General features: G+C 61.1%; 17 protein-coding genes. 9 read left to right on the top strand and 8 right to left on the bottom strand.

Annotated features, from left to right (window positions below):
- Positions 1-308: 308 nt before the first annotated feature.
- A complete protein-coding gene (locus DBR46_RS20930) occupies positions 309-959 on the bottom strand; it encodes a thiopurine S-methyltransferase (protein ID WP_124527726.1) in 651 nt (216 codons plus the stop codon).
- A 103-nt stretch (positions 960-1,062) separates the two neighbouring features.
- Here DBR46_RS20930 and DBR46_RS20925 point away from each other — a divergent pair, with 103 nt between their 5' ends.
- Positions 1,063-1,830 carry a class III extradiol ring-cleavage dioxygenase gene (locus DBR46_RS20925; RefSeq protein WP_124527725.1) on the top strand — a complete coding sequence of 256 codons (768 nt, stop codon included), beginning with the start codon at positions 1,063-1,065 and terminating at the stop codon, positions 1,828-1,830.
- A gap of 194 nt (positions 1,831-2,024) precedes the next feature.
- On the opposite strand, the gene DBR46_RS20920 is transcribed toward DBR46_RS20925, so the two are convergent.
- On the bottom strand, positions 2,025-3,698 hold the full coding sequence (locus DBR46_RS20920) for a DEAD/DEAH box helicase (protein ID WP_017734403.1): 1,674 nt from the start codon (positions 3,696-3,698) through the stop codon (positions 2,025-2,027).
- Positions 3,699-4,121: 423 nt separating this feature from the next.
- Between DBR46_RS20920 and DBR46_RS20910 the strand changes: the two genes are divergently transcribed.
- Positions 4,122-4,913, top strand: coding sequence for a crotonase/enoyl-CoA hydratase family protein (locus tag DBR46_RS20910; protein ID WP_124527724.1), 792 nt, complete (start codon positions 4,122-4,124; stop codon positions 4,911-4,913).
- Positions 4,914-5,031: 118 nt separating this feature from the next.
- On the opposite strand, the gene DBR46_RS20900 is transcribed toward DBR46_RS20910, so the two are convergent.
- Entirely contained in the window at positions 5,032-5,787 is a 756-nt protein-coding gene (locus DBR46_RS20900; RefSeq protein WP_124527723.1) for a spermidine synthase, read from the bottom strand.
- Positions 5,788-5,911: 124 nt separating this feature from the next.
- Here DBR46_RS20900 and DBR46_RS20895 point away from each other — a divergent pair, with 124 nt between their 5' ends.
- On the top strand, positions 5,912-7,258 hold the full coding sequence (locus DBR46_RS20895) for a class II 3-deoxy-7-phosphoheptulonate synthase (RefSeq protein WP_124527722.1): 1,347 nt from the start codon (positions 5,912-5,914) through the stop codon (positions 7,256-7,258).
- A 130-nt stretch (positions 7,259-7,388) separates the two neighbouring features.
- Here the strand turns inward: DBR46_RS20895 and DBR46_RS20890 are convergent, their stop codons facing one another.
- Both DBR46_RS20890 and DBR46_RS20885 read right to left on the bottom strand, forming a co-directional pair.
- Positions 7,389-8,618, bottom strand: a complete 1,230-nt coding sequence (locus tag DBR46_RS20890) for a winged helix-turn-helix domain-containing protein (protein ID WP_124527721.1) — start codon at positions 8,616-8,618, stop codon at positions 7,389-7,391.
- A 45-nt stretch (positions 8,619-8,663) separates the two neighbouring features.
- Positions 8,664-8,858 (bottom strand): DUF1127 domain-containing protein, encoded by a 195-nt coding sequence (locus tag DBR46_RS20885; RefSeq protein ID WP_177414103.1) that lies wholly within the window; start codon positions 8,856-8,858, stop codon positions 8,664-8,666.
- A gap of 70 nt (positions 8,859-8,928) precedes the next feature.
- On the opposite strand from DBR46_RS20885, the gene DBR46_RS20880 reads away from it, so the two are divergent.
- Entirely contained in the window at positions 8,929-9,810 is an 882-nt protein-coding gene (locus DBR46_RS20880; RefSeq protein ID WP_124527719.1) for a LysR family transcriptional regulator, read from the top strand.
- Here the strand turns inward: DBR46_RS20880 and DBR46_RS20875 are convergent.
- Complete coding sequence (locus tag DBR46_RS20875; protein WP_124527727.1) at positions 9,800-10,549, bottom strand: sulfite exporter TauE/SafE family protein; 750 nt, start codon at positions 10,547-10,549, stop codon at positions 9,800-9,802. The genes DBR46_RS20880 and DBR46_RS20875 overlap by 11 nt on opposite strands.
- 107 nt (positions 10,550-10,656) lie before the next feature.
- On the opposite strand from DBR46_RS20875, the gene DBR46_RS20870 reads away from it, so the two are divergent.
- The 3 genes from DBR46_RS20870 (at position 10,657) to DBR46_RS20860 (ending at position 12,822) form a co-directional block, all read left to right on the top strand.
- The gene (locus tag DBR46_RS20870; protein ID WP_124527718.1) at positions 10,657-11,607 is read left to right on the top strand and encodes a LysR family transcriptional regulator; all 951 of its coding nucleotides are present in this window, start codon (positions 10,657-10,659) and stop codon (positions 11,605-11,607) included.
- 78 nt (positions 11,608-11,685) lie between these two features.
- A complete protein-coding gene (locus DBR46_RS20865) occupies positions 11,686-12,138 on the top strand; it encodes a MarR family winged helix-turn-helix transcriptional regulator (protein ID WP_124527717.1) in 453 nt (150 codons plus the stop codon).
- 264 nt (positions 12,139-12,402) lie between these two features.
- Positions 12,403-12,822: an organic hydroperoxide resistance protein gene (locus DBR46_RS20860; RefSeq protein ID WP_017734413.1), complete on the top strand. Its 420-nt coding sequence runs from the start codon at positions 12,403-12,405 to the stop codon at positions 12,820-12,822.
- Between the two features lie 65 nt (positions 12,823-12,887).
- Here DBR46_RS20860 and DBR46_RS20855 read toward each other — a convergent pair whose 3' ends face one another.
- Together DBR46_RS20855 and earP are read right to left on the bottom strand one after the other, a co-directional pair.
- On the bottom strand, positions 12,888-13,460 hold the full coding sequence (locus DBR46_RS20855) for an elongation factor P (RefSeq protein ID WP_064451538.1): 573 nt from the start codon (positions 13,458-13,460) through the stop codon (positions 12,888-12,890).
- A 49-nt stretch (positions 13,461-13,509) separates the two neighbouring features.
- The gene (gene earP / locus DBR46_RS20850) at positions 13,510-14,643 is read right to left on the bottom strand and encodes an elongation factor P maturation arginine rhamnosyltransferase EarP (protein WP_124527716.1); all 1,134 of its coding nucleotides are present in this window, start codon (positions 14,641-14,643) and stop codon (positions 13,510-13,512) included.
- Positions 14,644-14,775: 132 nt separating this feature from the next.
- Between earP and DBR46_RS20845 the strand changes: the two genes are divergently transcribed.
- Both DBR46_RS20845 and DBR46_RS20840 read left to right on the top strand, forming a co-directional pair.
- A complete protein-coding gene (locus tag DBR46_RS20845) occupies positions 14,776-15,144 on the top strand; it encodes a hypothetical protein (protein WP_124527715.1) in 369 nt (122 codons plus the stop codon).
- A gap of 5 nt (positions 15,145-15,149) precedes the next feature.
- The gene (locus DBR46_RS20840) at positions 15,150-15,632 is read left to right on the top strand and encodes a GreA/GreB family elongation factor (RefSeq protein ID WP_124527714.1); all 483 of its coding nucleotides are present in this window, start codon (positions 15,150-15,152) and stop codon (positions 15,630-15,632) included.
- Positions 15,633-15,661 lie beyond the last annotated feature (29 nt).

Here is a 15,661-nt window from a genome sequence, read left to right as displayed (position 1 = left end):
CGAGGTGCCGAGTGTTGGGACAAGAGCCATTTTGGTTACTTTTGGGGCTCTTTTCCAAAAGTGCCCCGCCGTAAGGGCGGAACCCTAATCAGCCGTTACCTAAATAACGGATATGTACTCCGATCAAAGACATGCAACGCCTGACACATAGCCTTCGCGAGCAAGCCCGCTCCCACAGTTGAACCGGTTTACATCCGGTAAAACTTGGTCGCAGGACAGTCCGTCACGGGAGCAAGCTCCCTCGCCACAGGTCCAGCAGCAATGCACAAAGTTGTGTCGATGCCTATGCTGCGATGACGACGGCATGGTCAACGCTTTGCCAACTGGTAAACACGCTCCTCCAGCCGCGTGACGCCATCCTGCACAAACTTCCAGCTCTCACCCAGGATGTCCTGCTCTTGCAGCACCTGCAGCGTCCAGTGCTCGCCTAGCAGCAGCTGCACCTCGTCATCCGTCACCGCGAATGGAGGACCCGCCTTCTGCACTTGCTCGTAGTCCAGGGTAATCAACAAACCCTGGCAGCCTGATGGCAGCCACGTATTCAGATGATCGGTGTACTGCGCTCGCATCAGCGGCGGCAAGGCGATCAGTGCCGCGCGATCATAAAGCGCCGCACAATCGGCCAACACCTCGGCGTTCAATGCGAAGAAATCGCCGCACCAAATCTCGATCAAATCCGCCTGATACACCTTGAACACGCCGCGCTCGGTGACTCGCGGCGTCAGATTCTGCTCACTGAAGAATGCCTCGACTGCTTGCTCTGACAGCTCCACACCCACTACCCGCAGGCCTTGGCTGGCCAGCCACATCAGGTCCAGGCTCTTGCCACACAACGGCACCAGCACCTTGGCGCCTTCTGCCAATGGCGGCCAGTGCCGTTGCAGGTAAGGGTTGACCTCGGGCAAGTGAAAGCCGATCTGATTGCGCGCCCAGCGCTCCTGCCAAAACTTAGGCTCCATGGATCACCCCGAAAATTCGATCAAATAGCGCTAAAACTTATATTAGATTTAGATCAATGATCTGATTGAAGATGGGCCCATATTAACGCTCAGGACCCTTCTTATGCTCCCTAGCCTGTTTATCTCCCATGGTTCGCCCATGCTCGCCCTGCAACCCGGCGCCAGCGGCCCGGCCTTGCAGCGTTTGGCCTCGCAACTGCCACGCCCAAAGGCAATCGTGGTGGTCTCGGCGCACTGGGAAAGCCAAGAACTGCTGGTCAGCGGCAGCGCCGCACCCGAAACCTGGCACGACTTTGGCGGCTTCCCGCGTGAATTGTTTGCGGTGCAATACCCGGCACCGGGCGACCCACAGTTGGCCGGCGAGATTGTCGAGTTGCTGCACGCCGACGGCCTGAACGCACGCATCGATGAGCGTCGCCCCTTCGACCATGGCACCTGGGTGCCACTGTCGCTGATGTACCCGGCGGCGGATATTCCGGTGGTGCAGGTTTCCCTGCCCAGCCGGATGGGCCCGGCCCTGCAGACACGGGTCGGGCATGCGCTTGCCAGCCTGCGCGGGCAAGGCGTACTGCTGATCGGTTCGGGCAGCATCACCCACAACCTCGGCGAGCTGGACTGGCACGCCGGGCCGGAGAGTATCGAGCCGTGGGCGCGGGGATTTCGTGATTGGGTGGTAGATAAGCTGGCAGCCAATGATGAAAGCGCGCTGCATGATTATCGGCGCCAGGCGCCACATGCCGTGCGTAGCCATCCGAGTGATGAGCACCTGTTGCCGCTGTACTTCGCGCGCGGCGCTGGTGGGGATTTCAGCATCGCGCACCAAGGCTTTACCATGGGTGCCTTGGGGATGGACATCTATCGATTCGGCTAACACAGGTTTAAATGTGGGAGCGGGCTTGCTCGCGAATGCGTTGGTTCAGTAACAAATTTAGTGACTGACACACCGCATTCGCGAGCAAGCCCGCTCCCACAGTTGACCGAGTGATCTTCCTTAAAAATCAGGCAAAAAAAATCCCCGAACCAGTCGGGGATTTTTTATGTGCGATCAATCAGCCCAGGGGCGGATCAATCTTCGCGGTAGCGACGCAGCTTCAGCTGCTTACCGGCAACGCGAGTGTCTTTCAGCTTGGCCAGCAGTTTTTCCAGACCGTCTTCCGGCAGCTCCACCAGGGAGAAGCTGTCACGGACCTGGATGCGACCGATGGCTTCACGTGCCAGGCCACCCTCGTTGAGGATAGCGCCCAGCAGGTTCTTGGCAGCAATACCGTCACGCGCGCCCAGCGCGGTACGGCAACGAGCGCGGCCTTCAGCCAATGGAACCGGAGCACGACGCTCACGATCACCACGGTCTGGACGGTCGCCAGTACGCTCTGGACGATCACCGCGTGGCGCGTTGTTCGGAACCAGTGGGCGTTCTTTCTCGATGGCAGCCAGGGTCAGGGCTTGACCGTTGGTTGCTTTGCGCAGCAGGGCTGCAGCCAGGGCACGCGGGGTGCAACCGATATCGGCGGTCAGGCGGTCCAGCAGGTCGCCGTGGGTCGATTCAGCGTCAGCCACCAGTGGCGACAGGCTGTTGGTCAGTTTCTTGATGCGTGCATCCAGAACTGCTTGAGCATCCGGCAGGCGCACTTCTGCAACTTTCTGACCGGTTACACGCTCGATCACTTGCAGCATGCGGCGCTCACGTGGAGTCACCAGCAGCAGTGCACGACCTTCACGACCCGCACGGCCGGTACGGCCGATACGGTGAACGTAGGACTCTGGATCGTAAGGCATGTCAACGTTGAACACGTGGGTGATACGTGGAACGTCGAGGCCACGAGCGGCAACGTCGGTCGCTACAACGATGTCCAGACGGCCATCCTTGAGGGAGTCGATCACGCGCTCACGTTGGTTCTGGGCGATGTCACCGTTCAGCGCAGCGGCTTTGTAGCCTTTGGCTTCCAGGGCACTGGCCAGGTCCAGGGTCGCTTGCTTGGTGCGCACGAACATGATCAGGGCGTCGAAGTCTTCGACTTCCAGCAGGCTCAATACAGCCGAAGTCTTCTGGTCAGCGTGAACCAACAGGTGAGCCTGTTCGATCGCGGTAACGGTCTGAGTCTTGGTCTGGATCTTGACGTGCTCTGGGTCACGCAGGTGACGCTCGGCAATGGCACGGATCGACTGTGGCAGGGTCGCCGAGAACAGTACGGTCTGACGGGTTGGTGGCAGTGCCTTGAAGATGACTTCCAGGTCATCCATGAAGCCCAGCTTCAACATTTCGTCAGCTTCGTCGAGAACCAGGTGGTTCACGGTCGACAGGACTTTCTCGTCACGACGCAGGTGGTCGCACAGACGGCCCGGCGTGGCGACAACGATCTGTGCGCCATTACGGATTGCTTTCAGTTGTGGGCCCATAGGCGCGCCGCCGTAAACGGCCACAACGGTTACACCTGGCATTTGCTTGGCGTAGGTTTCGAAAGCGGTTGCTACTTGCAGCGCCAACTCACGGGTTGGCGCCAGGATCAGGGCTTGCGGCTCGCGCTTGGCAGGATCGATGCAGTGCAGGATAGGCAGGGCGAACGCGGCGGTTTTACCGGTACCGGTTTGCGCCTGGCCAATCATGTCTTTGCCGGCCATGATGATCGGGATCGATTGCTGCTGAATCGCCGAAGGTTCTTCGTAGCCAGTCGCGATGACGGCAGCAAGAATGTTCGGGTTAAGATTAAAAGCGGCGAAGCCGCCGGTTTCCTGGGTCATGGGTCTGCCTCTAAGTGCATCCGCAAAGACCCATGCTCCAAAGCTGCGCATGCCGTGTTGAGACTCAAGAGTCGCCCTGGCTGCTTTGTCGGCGGGGATTTGCGAAAACGAATGAAAGAAAAAAGATTCGTCAAGGAAGAGTCCGCTGTGCGGACGTGCAGCCGAAGCTGACTTCGGGGAATTGCGCTACCTAAACGCGGCCCGGTTAAAGGCCGGCGCGCACTATACCGGAAATACCTGAAAAAGGGAGCTTTTTTTATCGCAAAGCGCCGATAAACCGCGCTGCGTCACAGTCTTTGCAGATAAGTGCCACAGGGTCTATTTTTCAAAGGCCCGGCCCTGCTGGTCATAACGCTTAAACGGTTCACCCAACCCTTCAGGCCCTTCGGTCTGAAACCTCTCCCGCGCCCGAGGGCACACCCGATGAATCAAGCCAGCAGCAGTCGCGTCAGCCGTGAATTACAGGGCCATGTCTTGCTGCTGGGCCTGGACCGGGTGGCCAAGCGCAACGCTTTCGACCTGGATCTGCTCAATGAGCTGAGCCTGGCGTATGGCGAATTTGATCGAAATGATGAGGCCCGAGTGGCCGTGGTATTTGCCCACGGCGAGCACTTCACCGCCGGGCTCGACCTGGCAAATGTCAGCAGCGTGATGGCCGGTGGCTGGCAACCACCGTTGGGCGGCTGCGATCCGTGGGGTGTGTTCGCCGGCCCCAGGGTCAGTAAACCGGTGATCGTGGCGGCCCAGGGCTATTGCCTGACCATCGGGATCGAGTTGATGTTGGCGGCAGATATCAACCTGTGCGCGAGCAACACGCGCTTTGCGCAGATGGAAGTGCAGCGTGGGATCTTTCCATTTGGCGGCGCAACGTTGCGCTTTCATCAGATCGCCGGCTGGGGCAATGCGATGCGCTGGCTGCTTACCGGTGATGAGTTCGATGCCCATGAAGCGCTGCGCCTGGGCCTGGTGCAGGAGGTGATGGCCAGTGAGGACTTGCTGCCCCGTGCCATCGCGCTGGCCAACCGCATTGCGCGCCAGGCGCCGTTGGGGGTGCAGGCGACGTTGATGTCGGCGCGCTTGGCACGGATGGAAGGCGAAACCGTGGCGGCCGCCGCATTACAGCCGATGGTGGATAAACTGCTGAATAGCGAGGATGCCAAGGAAGGTGTGCTGGCGATGGTGGAGAAGCGGCCAGGGGTGTTCAAGGGGATTTGAGTTGACTGTGAGGGCCTCTTCGCGGGCAAGCCCGCTCCCACATTTGGACTGCATTCCCCTGTTGAAATGCATTCCCCTGTGGGAGCGGGCTTGCCCGCGAAGGGGCCAGTTCAGGCAATCAAGTAGCCGGCCGGACAGCCTTGATCAAAGGCTGCAACGAATACCCTAATCGTGGTGCCAGGGCCTCGGCACGCGCCGTCAACGCTTGCATATCCAGGTCCTGATCCAACTCCGAAGGCACCAGCAAGATCACATTGCCCTCCTTCACCGGCAGTTCCCAGTAATGCCGGTGGTACAACCCGCGCAGCAACGCCGCGCCCAACGGTTTGCCGTCGTCGGTGGCCCACTGGTTGATCACCAGCCAGCCGCCGGGGTTGAGTTTCTTCTGGCAGTTTTCCAGGAAGGTCCAGGCCAGGTGCCCGACGCCAGGGCCGACATCCGTATACAGATCGACGAAGATCAGGTCGGCCGGCTCGGCGGTCTCCAGCAATTGCAGGGCGTCGCCGATGCGGATGTACAGGCGCGGATCGTCGTCCAGCCCCAGGTACTCAATGGCCAGGCGCGGCACGTCCGGGCGCAGCTCGATGGCTTCGACATCTTCCAATGGCAGGAACTTGAGGCACGCCTGGGTCAGCGTGCCGGCGCCGAGCCCAAGGAACAGCGCGCTCTCCGGCTGCTCATGGCACAACGCACCGATCAGCATCGCGCGGGTGTAGTCGTACTCCAGCCAGCTCGGGTCGGCGGTGAACACACAGCTTTGCTCGATGGCATCACCAAACTCGAGAAAACGGTAATCGGCCACTTCGAGCACACGGATCATGCCGAAGTCATCATGGACTTCGGCCAACAGGCGCTCGACACGCTCCTCGGTCATCACTACTCCTAAAGGGTTTACCGCACGGCAAAGGCGCGATTGTCGGCCAACCGGCGGCAACAGGTCACGCACTAATTGCTGATAACATTGGCGCCCGACCGTCAATCAGCCAATCGAGTTCATGATGAGCCAACCCTGGAGCCCCGACAGCTGGCGCGCCCTGCCGATCCAGCAACAACCCCAGTACCCGGACGCTGCACACTTGTTGCAAGTGGAGCAGAGCCTGGCCAGCTACCCACCGCTGGTGTTTGCCGGGGAAGCCCGCGAGTTGCGCCGTCAGTTTGCCGAAGTGACTCAGGGTCGCGCGTTCCTGTTGCAAGGCGGTGACTGCGCCGAGAGCTTTGTGGAGTTCTCCGCCGCAAAAATCCGCGACACCTTCAAGGTACTTTTGCAGATGGCGATCGTGATGACCTTCGCCGCCGGCTGCCCGGTGGTGAAAGTCGGGCGCATGGCCGGCCAGTTCGCCAAGCCGCGTTCGGCCAACGATGAAACCATCGACGGCATCACCCTGCCCGCCTACCGTGGCGACATCGTCAACGGCATCGGCTTCGATGAAAAAAGCCGCGTGCCGGACCCGGATCGTCTGTTGCAGTCGTATCACCAGTCCACCGCCACCCTCAATTTGTTGCGAGCCTTCGCCCAGGGCGGTTTCGCCGACCTGCACCAGGTGCACAAGTGGAACCTGGACTTTATCGCCAACTCCGCCCTGGCCGAGAAGTACAGCCAACTGGCCGACCGCATCGACGAAACCCTGGCGTTCATGCGCGCCTGCGGCATGGACAGCTCGCCGCAACTGCGTGAAACCAGCTTCTTCACCGCCCACGAAGCGCTCTTGCTCAACTACGAGCAAGCCTTCGTACGCCGCGACAGCCTGACCAACGACTACTACGATTGCTCGGCGCACATGCTGTGGATCGGCGACCGTACCCGCCAGTTGGACGGTGCCCACGTCGAATTCCTGCGCGGCGTGAACAACCCGATCGGCGTCAAGGTCGGCCCAAGCATGAACCCCGACGACCTGATCCGCCTGATCGACATCCTCAACCCGGACAACGATCCCGGCCGCCTCAACCTGATCGCGCGCATGGGCGCCGGCAAGGTCGGCGACCATCTGCCAAACCTCATCCGCGCCGTACAGCGCGAGGGCAAGCAGGTGCTGTGGAGTTCCGACCCGATGCACGGCAACACCATCAAGGCCAGCAGCGGCTACAAGACCCGCGACTTTGCGCAGATCCTTGGCGAAGTGAAGGAGTTCTTCCAGGTGCACCAGGCTGAAGGCAGCTATGCCGGCGGGATTCATATCGAGATGACCGGGCAGAACGTCACCGAGTGCATCGGTGGTGCGCGGCCGATTACCGAGGATGGGTTGTCGGACCGCTATCACACCCACTGTGATCCGCGGATGAATGCCGACCAATCGCTGGAGTTGGCGTTTTTGATTGCCGAGACCTTGAAACAGGTCAAGCGCTGAGATTCAGGTTGCCTGCACTGACGCCTTCGCGGCGGTGCGACGGTTCGACAAGCCCGCTCCCACATTGGAATGCATTTTTCCTGCTGAAATGCATTCCCCTGTGGGAGCCGGGCTTGCCCGCGATAGGGCCCTAGAGGCCGACACTTGTATTGAGCATTGCCACCTTCAACCGCACCGCACTCGCCCGCTGACAGTTCAACTGCACCCGCTCCAACCCCAGCCAATCCGCCATCTGCCGCAAATTCAACGCCAACGCCACCATCCCCTCCTCGTCCAACCCCGGCTCCTCCTCATGCACCGCATGCACTGCCAGGCAACCATTGGCGCGCTCCGCCCGCAAGTCAACCCGCGCCGCAATCCGTTCGTTGTGCAAAAACGGCAGCACGTAGTAGCCGTACACCCGCTTCTCCTGCGGCGTGTAGATCTCCAGCCGATAACGGAAATCGAACAGCCGCTCGGTGCGACTGCGCTCCCAGACCAGCGAATCGAACGGTGACAGCAACGCGCTGGCTGGCACTTTGCGCGGCACTGTCGGTGTCGGCAGGCAGTACGCCGCCTGCTTCCAGCCCTGCACCTGGCAGGCCAGCAGTTGCCCATCTTCCACCAACTCCGCGAGGCGATTGCGGCTGTCGGCAGGGTCCAGGCGGAAGTAGTCGCGCAGGTCCTTTTCCGTAGCCACCCCCAAGGCGGTGGCACTGTGCAGCAACAAGCCACGCAGCGCTTCGGCTTCGCCTACGTTGGCGTGCAGGAACTCGCCCGGGATCACCCGCTCCGGCAGATCGTAGAGGCGCTCAAACCCGCGCCGACCCGCCACGGTGACCAGCCCGGCGGCGAACAGCCATTCCAGCGCGTGCTTTTCCTCACTCCAGTCCCACCACGGCCCGGCGCGCTCTTCACGGGTGGACAAGCTGCCCGCCCCGACGGCGCCTTGCTGCTCGACCGTCTTCAGGACGCGCTGGATAATCGCCTGTTGTTCACGCCCAAAGCGCGCCATCTGCGCGTAAATCCCCTGGCCTTGCCGTGCCCGTTCCATGCGCCAGCGCATCAACGGGTACAGCGCCATCGGCAGCAGCGAGGCCTCATGCCCCCAGTATTCAAACAGCGAGCGCCGCCGCCCCTGGCTCCAGGCGGCCTGTTCAAGGATCTGCGCAGAATAGTTGCCCAAGCGGGAAAACAGCGGCAGGTAGTGCGAGCGCACCACGGCGTTGACCGAATCGATCTGCAACACACCCAGGCGTTCGATCACGCGATTGAGGTGTGCGGCCTTGATCTGTGCAGGCGCCTGGCGCCCGGAAAAACCCTGGGCTGCCAGCGCAATGCGGCGAGCTTGCTTAAGTGAGAAAGACAGGTCGGCGGGCATGGGACTCTCCGTGTGGGCGCGCCGACCACCCTACTGCATCCACGGTCATTTTCGCAGCGGATCTTGCCAGGTATGCAGGCGGCGCTCACGCTCCACATCCGCACGGCGCAGCCCGATGTCCTTGAGTGCATCATCGCTCAAACTCGCCAACACCTGGCGCTCCTGCCAGCGGGCCAGTGCATTCAGCACTCCGCTAAATGGGCGCTTCGCCAGCAATACAAAACCTTTTTGACCTTTCATCTTTTCGCCCTCCCTTGGGGATGGCACAAGTGTGTGGCCCGGCTTATGATCAATCCAACGAATGTTTCTTATGCAACACATCTCAGAGATTGATGAATTGTCAGGCTACCCCAGTATCGACACCGAAGTACTGCGCACCTTCGTCGCCATCGCCGACCAGGGCGGTTTTACCCGCGCCGGCGAACAGGTCAACCGCACCCAATCGGCGGTGAGCATGCAGATGAAGCGGCTGGAGGAGGACGTGTTGCAGCGCAAGCTGTTCGAACGCGATGGCCGCCAGGTGCGCCTGACCCCCGAGGGGCAAGTGTTGCTGGGCTATGCGCGGCGAATCCTGAAACTGCACAGCGAGGTGTTCAACACCCTGCGCGAGCCGCATATGGTCGGGCTGGTGCGCATCGGCACGCCGGACGACTACGTGATGCGCTTCCTGCCGGGGATTCTCAAACAGTTTTCCAAGGCCTACCCGCTGATCCAGATCGAGCTGCACTGCGAGTCGTCAACGGTGCTGATGCAGCGCCGCGACCTGGCCTTGACGGTTATCAGTCGCGAACCCACCAAGGAAGTCGGCGAGTTGCTGCGCACCGAACGCATGGTGTGGGCGGCGGCGCCGTGTTTCTGCGTGGATGAACATGCGGCCTTGCCGCTGGCGATTTCCGGCCCCGACTGCCTCTACACCCAGTGGGCCTGCTCGGCACTGGATGCCATCGGCCGCGACTATCGCCTGGCCTATCACAGCTCCAATGTCGCGGCGATCCAGGCGGTGGTCAACGCCGGCCTGGCGGTGATGGTCAGCATGGAAAGCCTGGTGACCGAAGACCTGCGCGTGCTGGGCAGCGAGCAGGGGTTCCCGTCACTGCCGTCGATGAACCTGCACTTGCTGCGAAACCCGCTGATGGCCTCGCCCATTACCGCATGCCTGGCCGATTACATCATCGAAGGTTTCAGACTTTAAAGGTCAGCATCACCGCGCACACGATCAGGAACCCGCAAAACAGCCCGCGCAGCACGCGCTCCGGCAAGGCATGAGCGACTTTCACCCCCCAACTGATACTGAGCAGGCCACCGACCGCCAAGGGCACGCCGATCACCCAATCCACTTCGTGGTGCCAGGCGTAGGTCACCAGGGTCACGCCGGTGCTGGGCAATGCCAGGGCCAGGGACAAGCCTTGGGCGACGACTTGGGTGGTGCCGAACAGGCTGGTCAGTACCGGCGTCGCAACCACCGCGCCGCCGACGCCAAACAAACCGCCCATGGACCCGGACGCTGCGCCCAGCACCCCGAGCCATGGCCAGGAGTAGCGCATCTCGGCCGTTGGCGGCGCATTGCGTGTGAACATGCGCAACAGGTTGTAGGCCGACAGCGCTACGAGGAAGGCGATAAAACCGATACGCATCGCCCCCGCATCCAGGCCCACCGCCCAGATCGAACCCAGCCACGCGAAGCAGAACCCCATGATGCCCAGCGGCAGGGCATGGCGCAGTTGAATACGATTGCGTTGGTGGTAGCGCCACAGCGCGAGCATCACGTTGGGCACCACCATCACCAAGGCAGTGCCTTGGGCTATTTGTTGATCCAGGCCGAAAAACACCCCCAGCACCGGGATGGCAATCAGCCCGCCACCGATGCCGAACAGACCGCCCACCGTGCCCAAGGCCACGCCCAATACCAGGTACAACGCTAAATCCACCACAACTGGCCACTCCACAATCCCAAGACCTGCATGCTACGCAGTCCGCTCTAGCACGGAAACGCACAGCAACGCACAATGGCTGTGCCGATCTCGCATAAGCGCCTGCCATGAACCCGAATACGTTGACCGACCAATTGAGCCTGTTCCTCGATGTACTGGAAACCGGCAGCTTTTCCGCCGCCGCGCGCCGCCATCCCCTGACGCCCTCGGCGGTGGCAAGGCGCATCGACAGCCTGGAAAATTCCGTGGGCAGCCGCCTGTTCCAGCGCAGCACCCACGCCGTGGTGCCAACCCCGGCGGGCCTGGCGTTTGCCGAGCGGGCGCGGCGGATTGTCAGCGAGTTGCAATTGGCGCGGGCCGAAGCGGTATCCCTGAGCCATGCGCCGGAGGGCTTGATTCGGGTAGATGCGCCAGCCGCGTTCGGGCGCCGGCACTTGGCGCCGGTGATCGCCGACTTCCTCAACGTGTATCCAGGGCTGGACGTGCACCTGCACCTGATCGACAGCTTTGTGGATATGCAGGGCGCGCACTTGGGCAAGGTTGACCTGGTGCTGCGCGCCGGGCATATCGTCGACACGCGGCTGATTGCCACGCCACTGGCCAGTATCGTGCGCATCGCCTGCGCCAGCCCGGCCTACTTGAAAAGCCGCGGTACGCCGCGCCATCCGCGCGACCTGAGTGAGCATGACGGGCTCGACTGGGATGGCCTGGCGCCGATGTTCGCCTGGCGTTTCGAACTGGATGGGCGCCGCGCCACCTATCGCCCGCAGCGCATCCGCATGAGCGCCAACAACGCCGAGGCCCTGCTCTCCGGCGCCTTGGCCGGGCTGGGCATCGCGCATCTGCCGACGTGGCTGGCCAGCGAATACCTGGTGCGCGGCGAACTGGTGCCGCTGTTTTGCGAAGACGGCCTGCCAAGCCCGGAGACCACCGGTATCTACGCCCTGCGCCTGGAACAACAGCCCAACGCTCGCAGCCGATTGTTGCTGGAATACCTGAAAACCCGTTTCAGCCCGGTACCGCCGTGGGATCTGGCGTTGCAGAGCGGTTTGGTCTGACTGCGCGGCCAGAATTATATGGCGCATTAAACATTTGCCCGCTAGATTCCAGCCCATAGATGCTTTGCGAGGTACCCCATGAGCAAAAATCCCGCCCCATGCGAATCCCTGATGCTGGACAACCAACTGTGCTTCGCCCTGCACTCCACGTCGCTGCTGATGACCAAGGTCTACAAGCCGCTGCTACAAGCCCTTGGCCTGACCTATCCGCAATACCTGGCCATGATGGTCCTGTGGGAAGAGGACGGTTTGACCGTCGGCGAAATCAGCAGCCGCTTGCTGACGGATCCGGGCTCACTCACCCCGCTGCTCAAGCGCCTGGAAGCTGAAGGGCTGCTGAGCCGCACGCGCAGCCGTGAGGATGAGCGGGTGGTAGTAGTGGAACTGACCGATGCCGGGCGCGCCCTGCAGGAGAAAGCCATGGGCATTCCGCAGTGCATCCTTGGCGCCAGCGGCCTGGAGTTGGGGCAGTTGCGCAAGTTGCAGGAAGACCTGATCGCGTTGCGCAGCAATCTGCAAGCCAGCGTCTGACGCTATAGACCAGCCACCCAAACCTGAAGTGTGGGAGCGGGCTTGTGTGGGAGCGGGCTTGCTCGCGAAAGCGTAGTGTCAGTCACTGGATCTGTTGCTGCCCCACCGCATTCGCGAGCAAGCCCGCTCCCACAATTGAACTTCGCAGATCTCAAAAATAGTTTGTAAATTTATCTTGCGCGCAAAACATTAGCGCTATACATTCACCTCACCAACTACTTAGCGCGCAAACATTTAGCGCTACACACCCAAGAGGACGACACCATGCAAACTCTCTATACCGCAGTAGCCACCGCCACCGGCGGCCGTGATGGTCGTGCGGTTTCCAGCGACAACATCCTCGACGTCAAACTCTCCACCCCCAAGGAACTGGGCGGCGCCGGTGGCCAGGCCACCAACCCTGAGCAACTGTTCGCCGCCGGCTACTCGGCCTGCTTTATTGGCGCGCTGAAATTCGTCGCCAGCCAGACCAAACGCAAAATCCCGGATGACGCTTCGATCACTGCCCACGTCGGCATCGGTCAAATCCCCGGTGGTTTCGGCTTGGACATCGACCTGCACATCAGCCTGCCGGGCCTGGATCAGGACGATGCACAAAGCCTGGTCGACGCGGCCCACCAGGTGTGCCCGTACTCCAACGCCACGCGCGGCAATGTGGATGTGCGCCTGCACGTCACGGTCTGATAAACAGACGCCCATAAAAAAACCCGACGCTAAGTCGGGTTTTTTTCGTAGCGGCGGGGCCAGAATTACTTCTTGGCGCGACCTTTGTACGAACCACCTTCACGGGTGTCGATCTCGATCATGTCGCCGATTTCGATGAAATCTGCAACAGCCAGCTCGGTACCGTTTTTCAGTTTGGCAGGCTTCATCACCTTGCCCGAAGTGTCGCCGCGAGCGGAACCTTCGGTGTAGTCAACCTGACGCACGATGGTGGTCGGCAGTTCTACGGAAACCAGACGGTCTTCGAAGAAGATAGCTTCGCAGACGTCTTCCATGCCTTCTTCCACGAACGGCAGAACGGCTTCGATGTCTTCAGCGTTCAGCTCGTACATGGTGTAGTCGGAAGTGTCCATGAACGTGTAGGTGTCGCCGCTGATGAAGGACAGGGTCGCTTCTTTGCGGTCGAGGATCACGTCGTCCAGTTTGTCGTCGGCGCTGTAAACGATCTCGGTCTTGTAACCGGTCAGCAGGTTCTTCAGCTTGGTCTTCATGATTGCGCTGTTACGACCAGACTTGGTGAACTCAGCTTTCTGAACCAGCCAAGGGTCGTTTTCGAGACGGATCACTGTACCGGGTTTCAGTTCTTTACCAGTTTTCATTGCATATATCCGAAATTTGGATGGGATTTACAAAATTCAAGGTGGCGTATCATATCCAACTTTCATAAAACTGTACCAGCGCCGTCGCAAGATCGGCCTGCAAGGCCTGTTCCAGACACCAGGATTCGGCGTGTTGGCTGACCTCTGGCCAGTGCTCCATAAGCATTTTCCACGGTTGCGCCATATCGCCCTGCGTGTTCCAGGCTTGCCACAGCGTGATCAGGGCCGCCCGCGCCGCCGGTGACAAGGCGGCGGTGTACAGCGCCAGGAACGCGTCGAGCTTGTCGAGGTGAATGTCTTCATCCTGCCGGTAGATGTGCCACAACAGCGGCCGGCCGGCCCATTGCGCCCGCACGAAGGAGTCTTCGCCGCGCACCGCATTGAACTCGCAGCACCACAGCAGGCGGTCGTATTGGTCCTGGCGCACAAACGGCAGCACCTGCAGCGTCAGGGCATCGCGCTGATGCACGTCGCCCACCGCCAGCCCCTCGACACCCAGCCAACGCTGCACATCACCCAGGATGCGCCCTTCCGGCACCAATAGATGGGTGGTACGCCCGTCCGTCGATAACACGTCCAGCCACGCGGCGAGCCCGGCGTTTTCGTAGGCAAACAGCGAGATCAGCCGCGCACCCGTTGCCGGAAATACGCCCAGGGTTTGCAGGAATTGTTGCTGCGCGGCGGCATCCTGCTGAAACGCCCGACGCTGCTCAAGCAACCCAGCCTCACGCAACAGGCCCCCCGTTCCCGGACGGAAACCGGGAAAGAAGAAGTACTTCTGCACGCCTTTGTACTTCACCGAGGGCAACCGGTGACAGCCCACCACCCAATCCTCGGCGCTCAGGTAATCCAGGTTCATCCACAACGGCGGGCGTTCGCGCGCGGCCATGGCGTCCATATAGTCAGGCGGCAGTTGGCAGGCGAACGCGGCAATCACCACATCCGCCGCTGCCGCGCCCTGCCATTCGGCCGGCCAGTGGCGCACTTCGACGCCGGCCTGCCATTGCTGGTCCACCTGAACATCGATCTCCGGGCACATGCGCTCGAACGCACGCAGGTCATCGACCCACAAACGCACATCGCAGCCATGCTCTGCCACCAGTTGCCGGGCCAGGCGCCAGGTCACGCCGATGTCGCCGTAGTTATCGACGACGCTGCAAAAAATATCCCAGCGGGCTTTCATTCCGGGCTCCAACGCTTAAAGGCTCGATTGTCCGTATAAATGCGCCGATGCAGAAGACTTGATCGCGATTATTCTGCACGGTGGCTGTGCGACAATCGCCGCCACGCCGCAAATGCCTGCCAGGAGGCCGCCATGTCTGATCGTCCGTTGTCGTTGTTCAAGCTCAGTGCCGCCATCGCGTTTGGCGTATGGCTGGGGTTTGTCGCCATTGCGCTGAGCGCCTGGTTGGCGTCGCGCTACCTGTTCCCAGAAAGCCTGGCACCGGTGGCACAGGCGGTGCAGCAACTGGGCAAGCCGGTAGAGGTGGCGCCTGAGCCGCCGAACCGCATGTTCGAGCAGTACCAACAGAACCTGCACAAGCAGGAACAGCAACAAACCCTGGACCAGGCCCGCAACAATGCGCGCAACCTGTCCAACCCGAAATGCCAGTTCTGGCTGCAACAGGACCAGAACGCCCCCAACGAAAAGACCCGGGCCAATGTCCTGCAATTCTGCGATTGATGACCATGAATAAACACGCCGTCCATTCACTGATCCTGGAAAAGCTCAGCGTCGATCTCGACATCGCCCAACGCGCTGCGCAAACCGCTTACGAAACCGCGACCCACGAAGAAAACATCGCCGAGAACAAGTACGACACCCTGGGACTGGAAGCGTCCTACCTCGCGGCCGGGCAAGCCAAGCGCGTCGAAGAGATCAAGCAGGCGCTGACGCTGTGCCAGAACCTGCCACTGCGGGCCTACGATGATCAGCGCGGCATAGAAATTGGCGCGCTACTGGGCCTGGAAGACGAGAACGGCCGCCAGCAGTGGCTGTTCCTCGCGCCGGACGGCGCAGGCTTGAAGGTGGATGTGGTGGGGCAACCGGTGACCGTCATCACCCCGCGCTCGCCCCTGGGCAAAAGCCTGCTGGGCAAGTTCGAAGGTGATGAGGTGGAGATTCTGGTGGCGGGCGCCCGGCAACACTTTACGGTTACCGAGGCCAAATAAGGGAGTGACCGTGGCGAGGGAGCTTGCTC

Source organism: Pseudomonas sp. KBW05 (assembly GCF_003852405.1).
Taxonomy (GTDB): domain Bacteria; phylum Pseudomonadota; class Gammaproteobacteria; order Pseudomonadales; family Pseudomonadaceae; genus Aquipseudomonas.
Note: the sequence above shows the minus strand (reverse complement) of the source record. Positions and strands in the feature narration are given on the sequence as shown.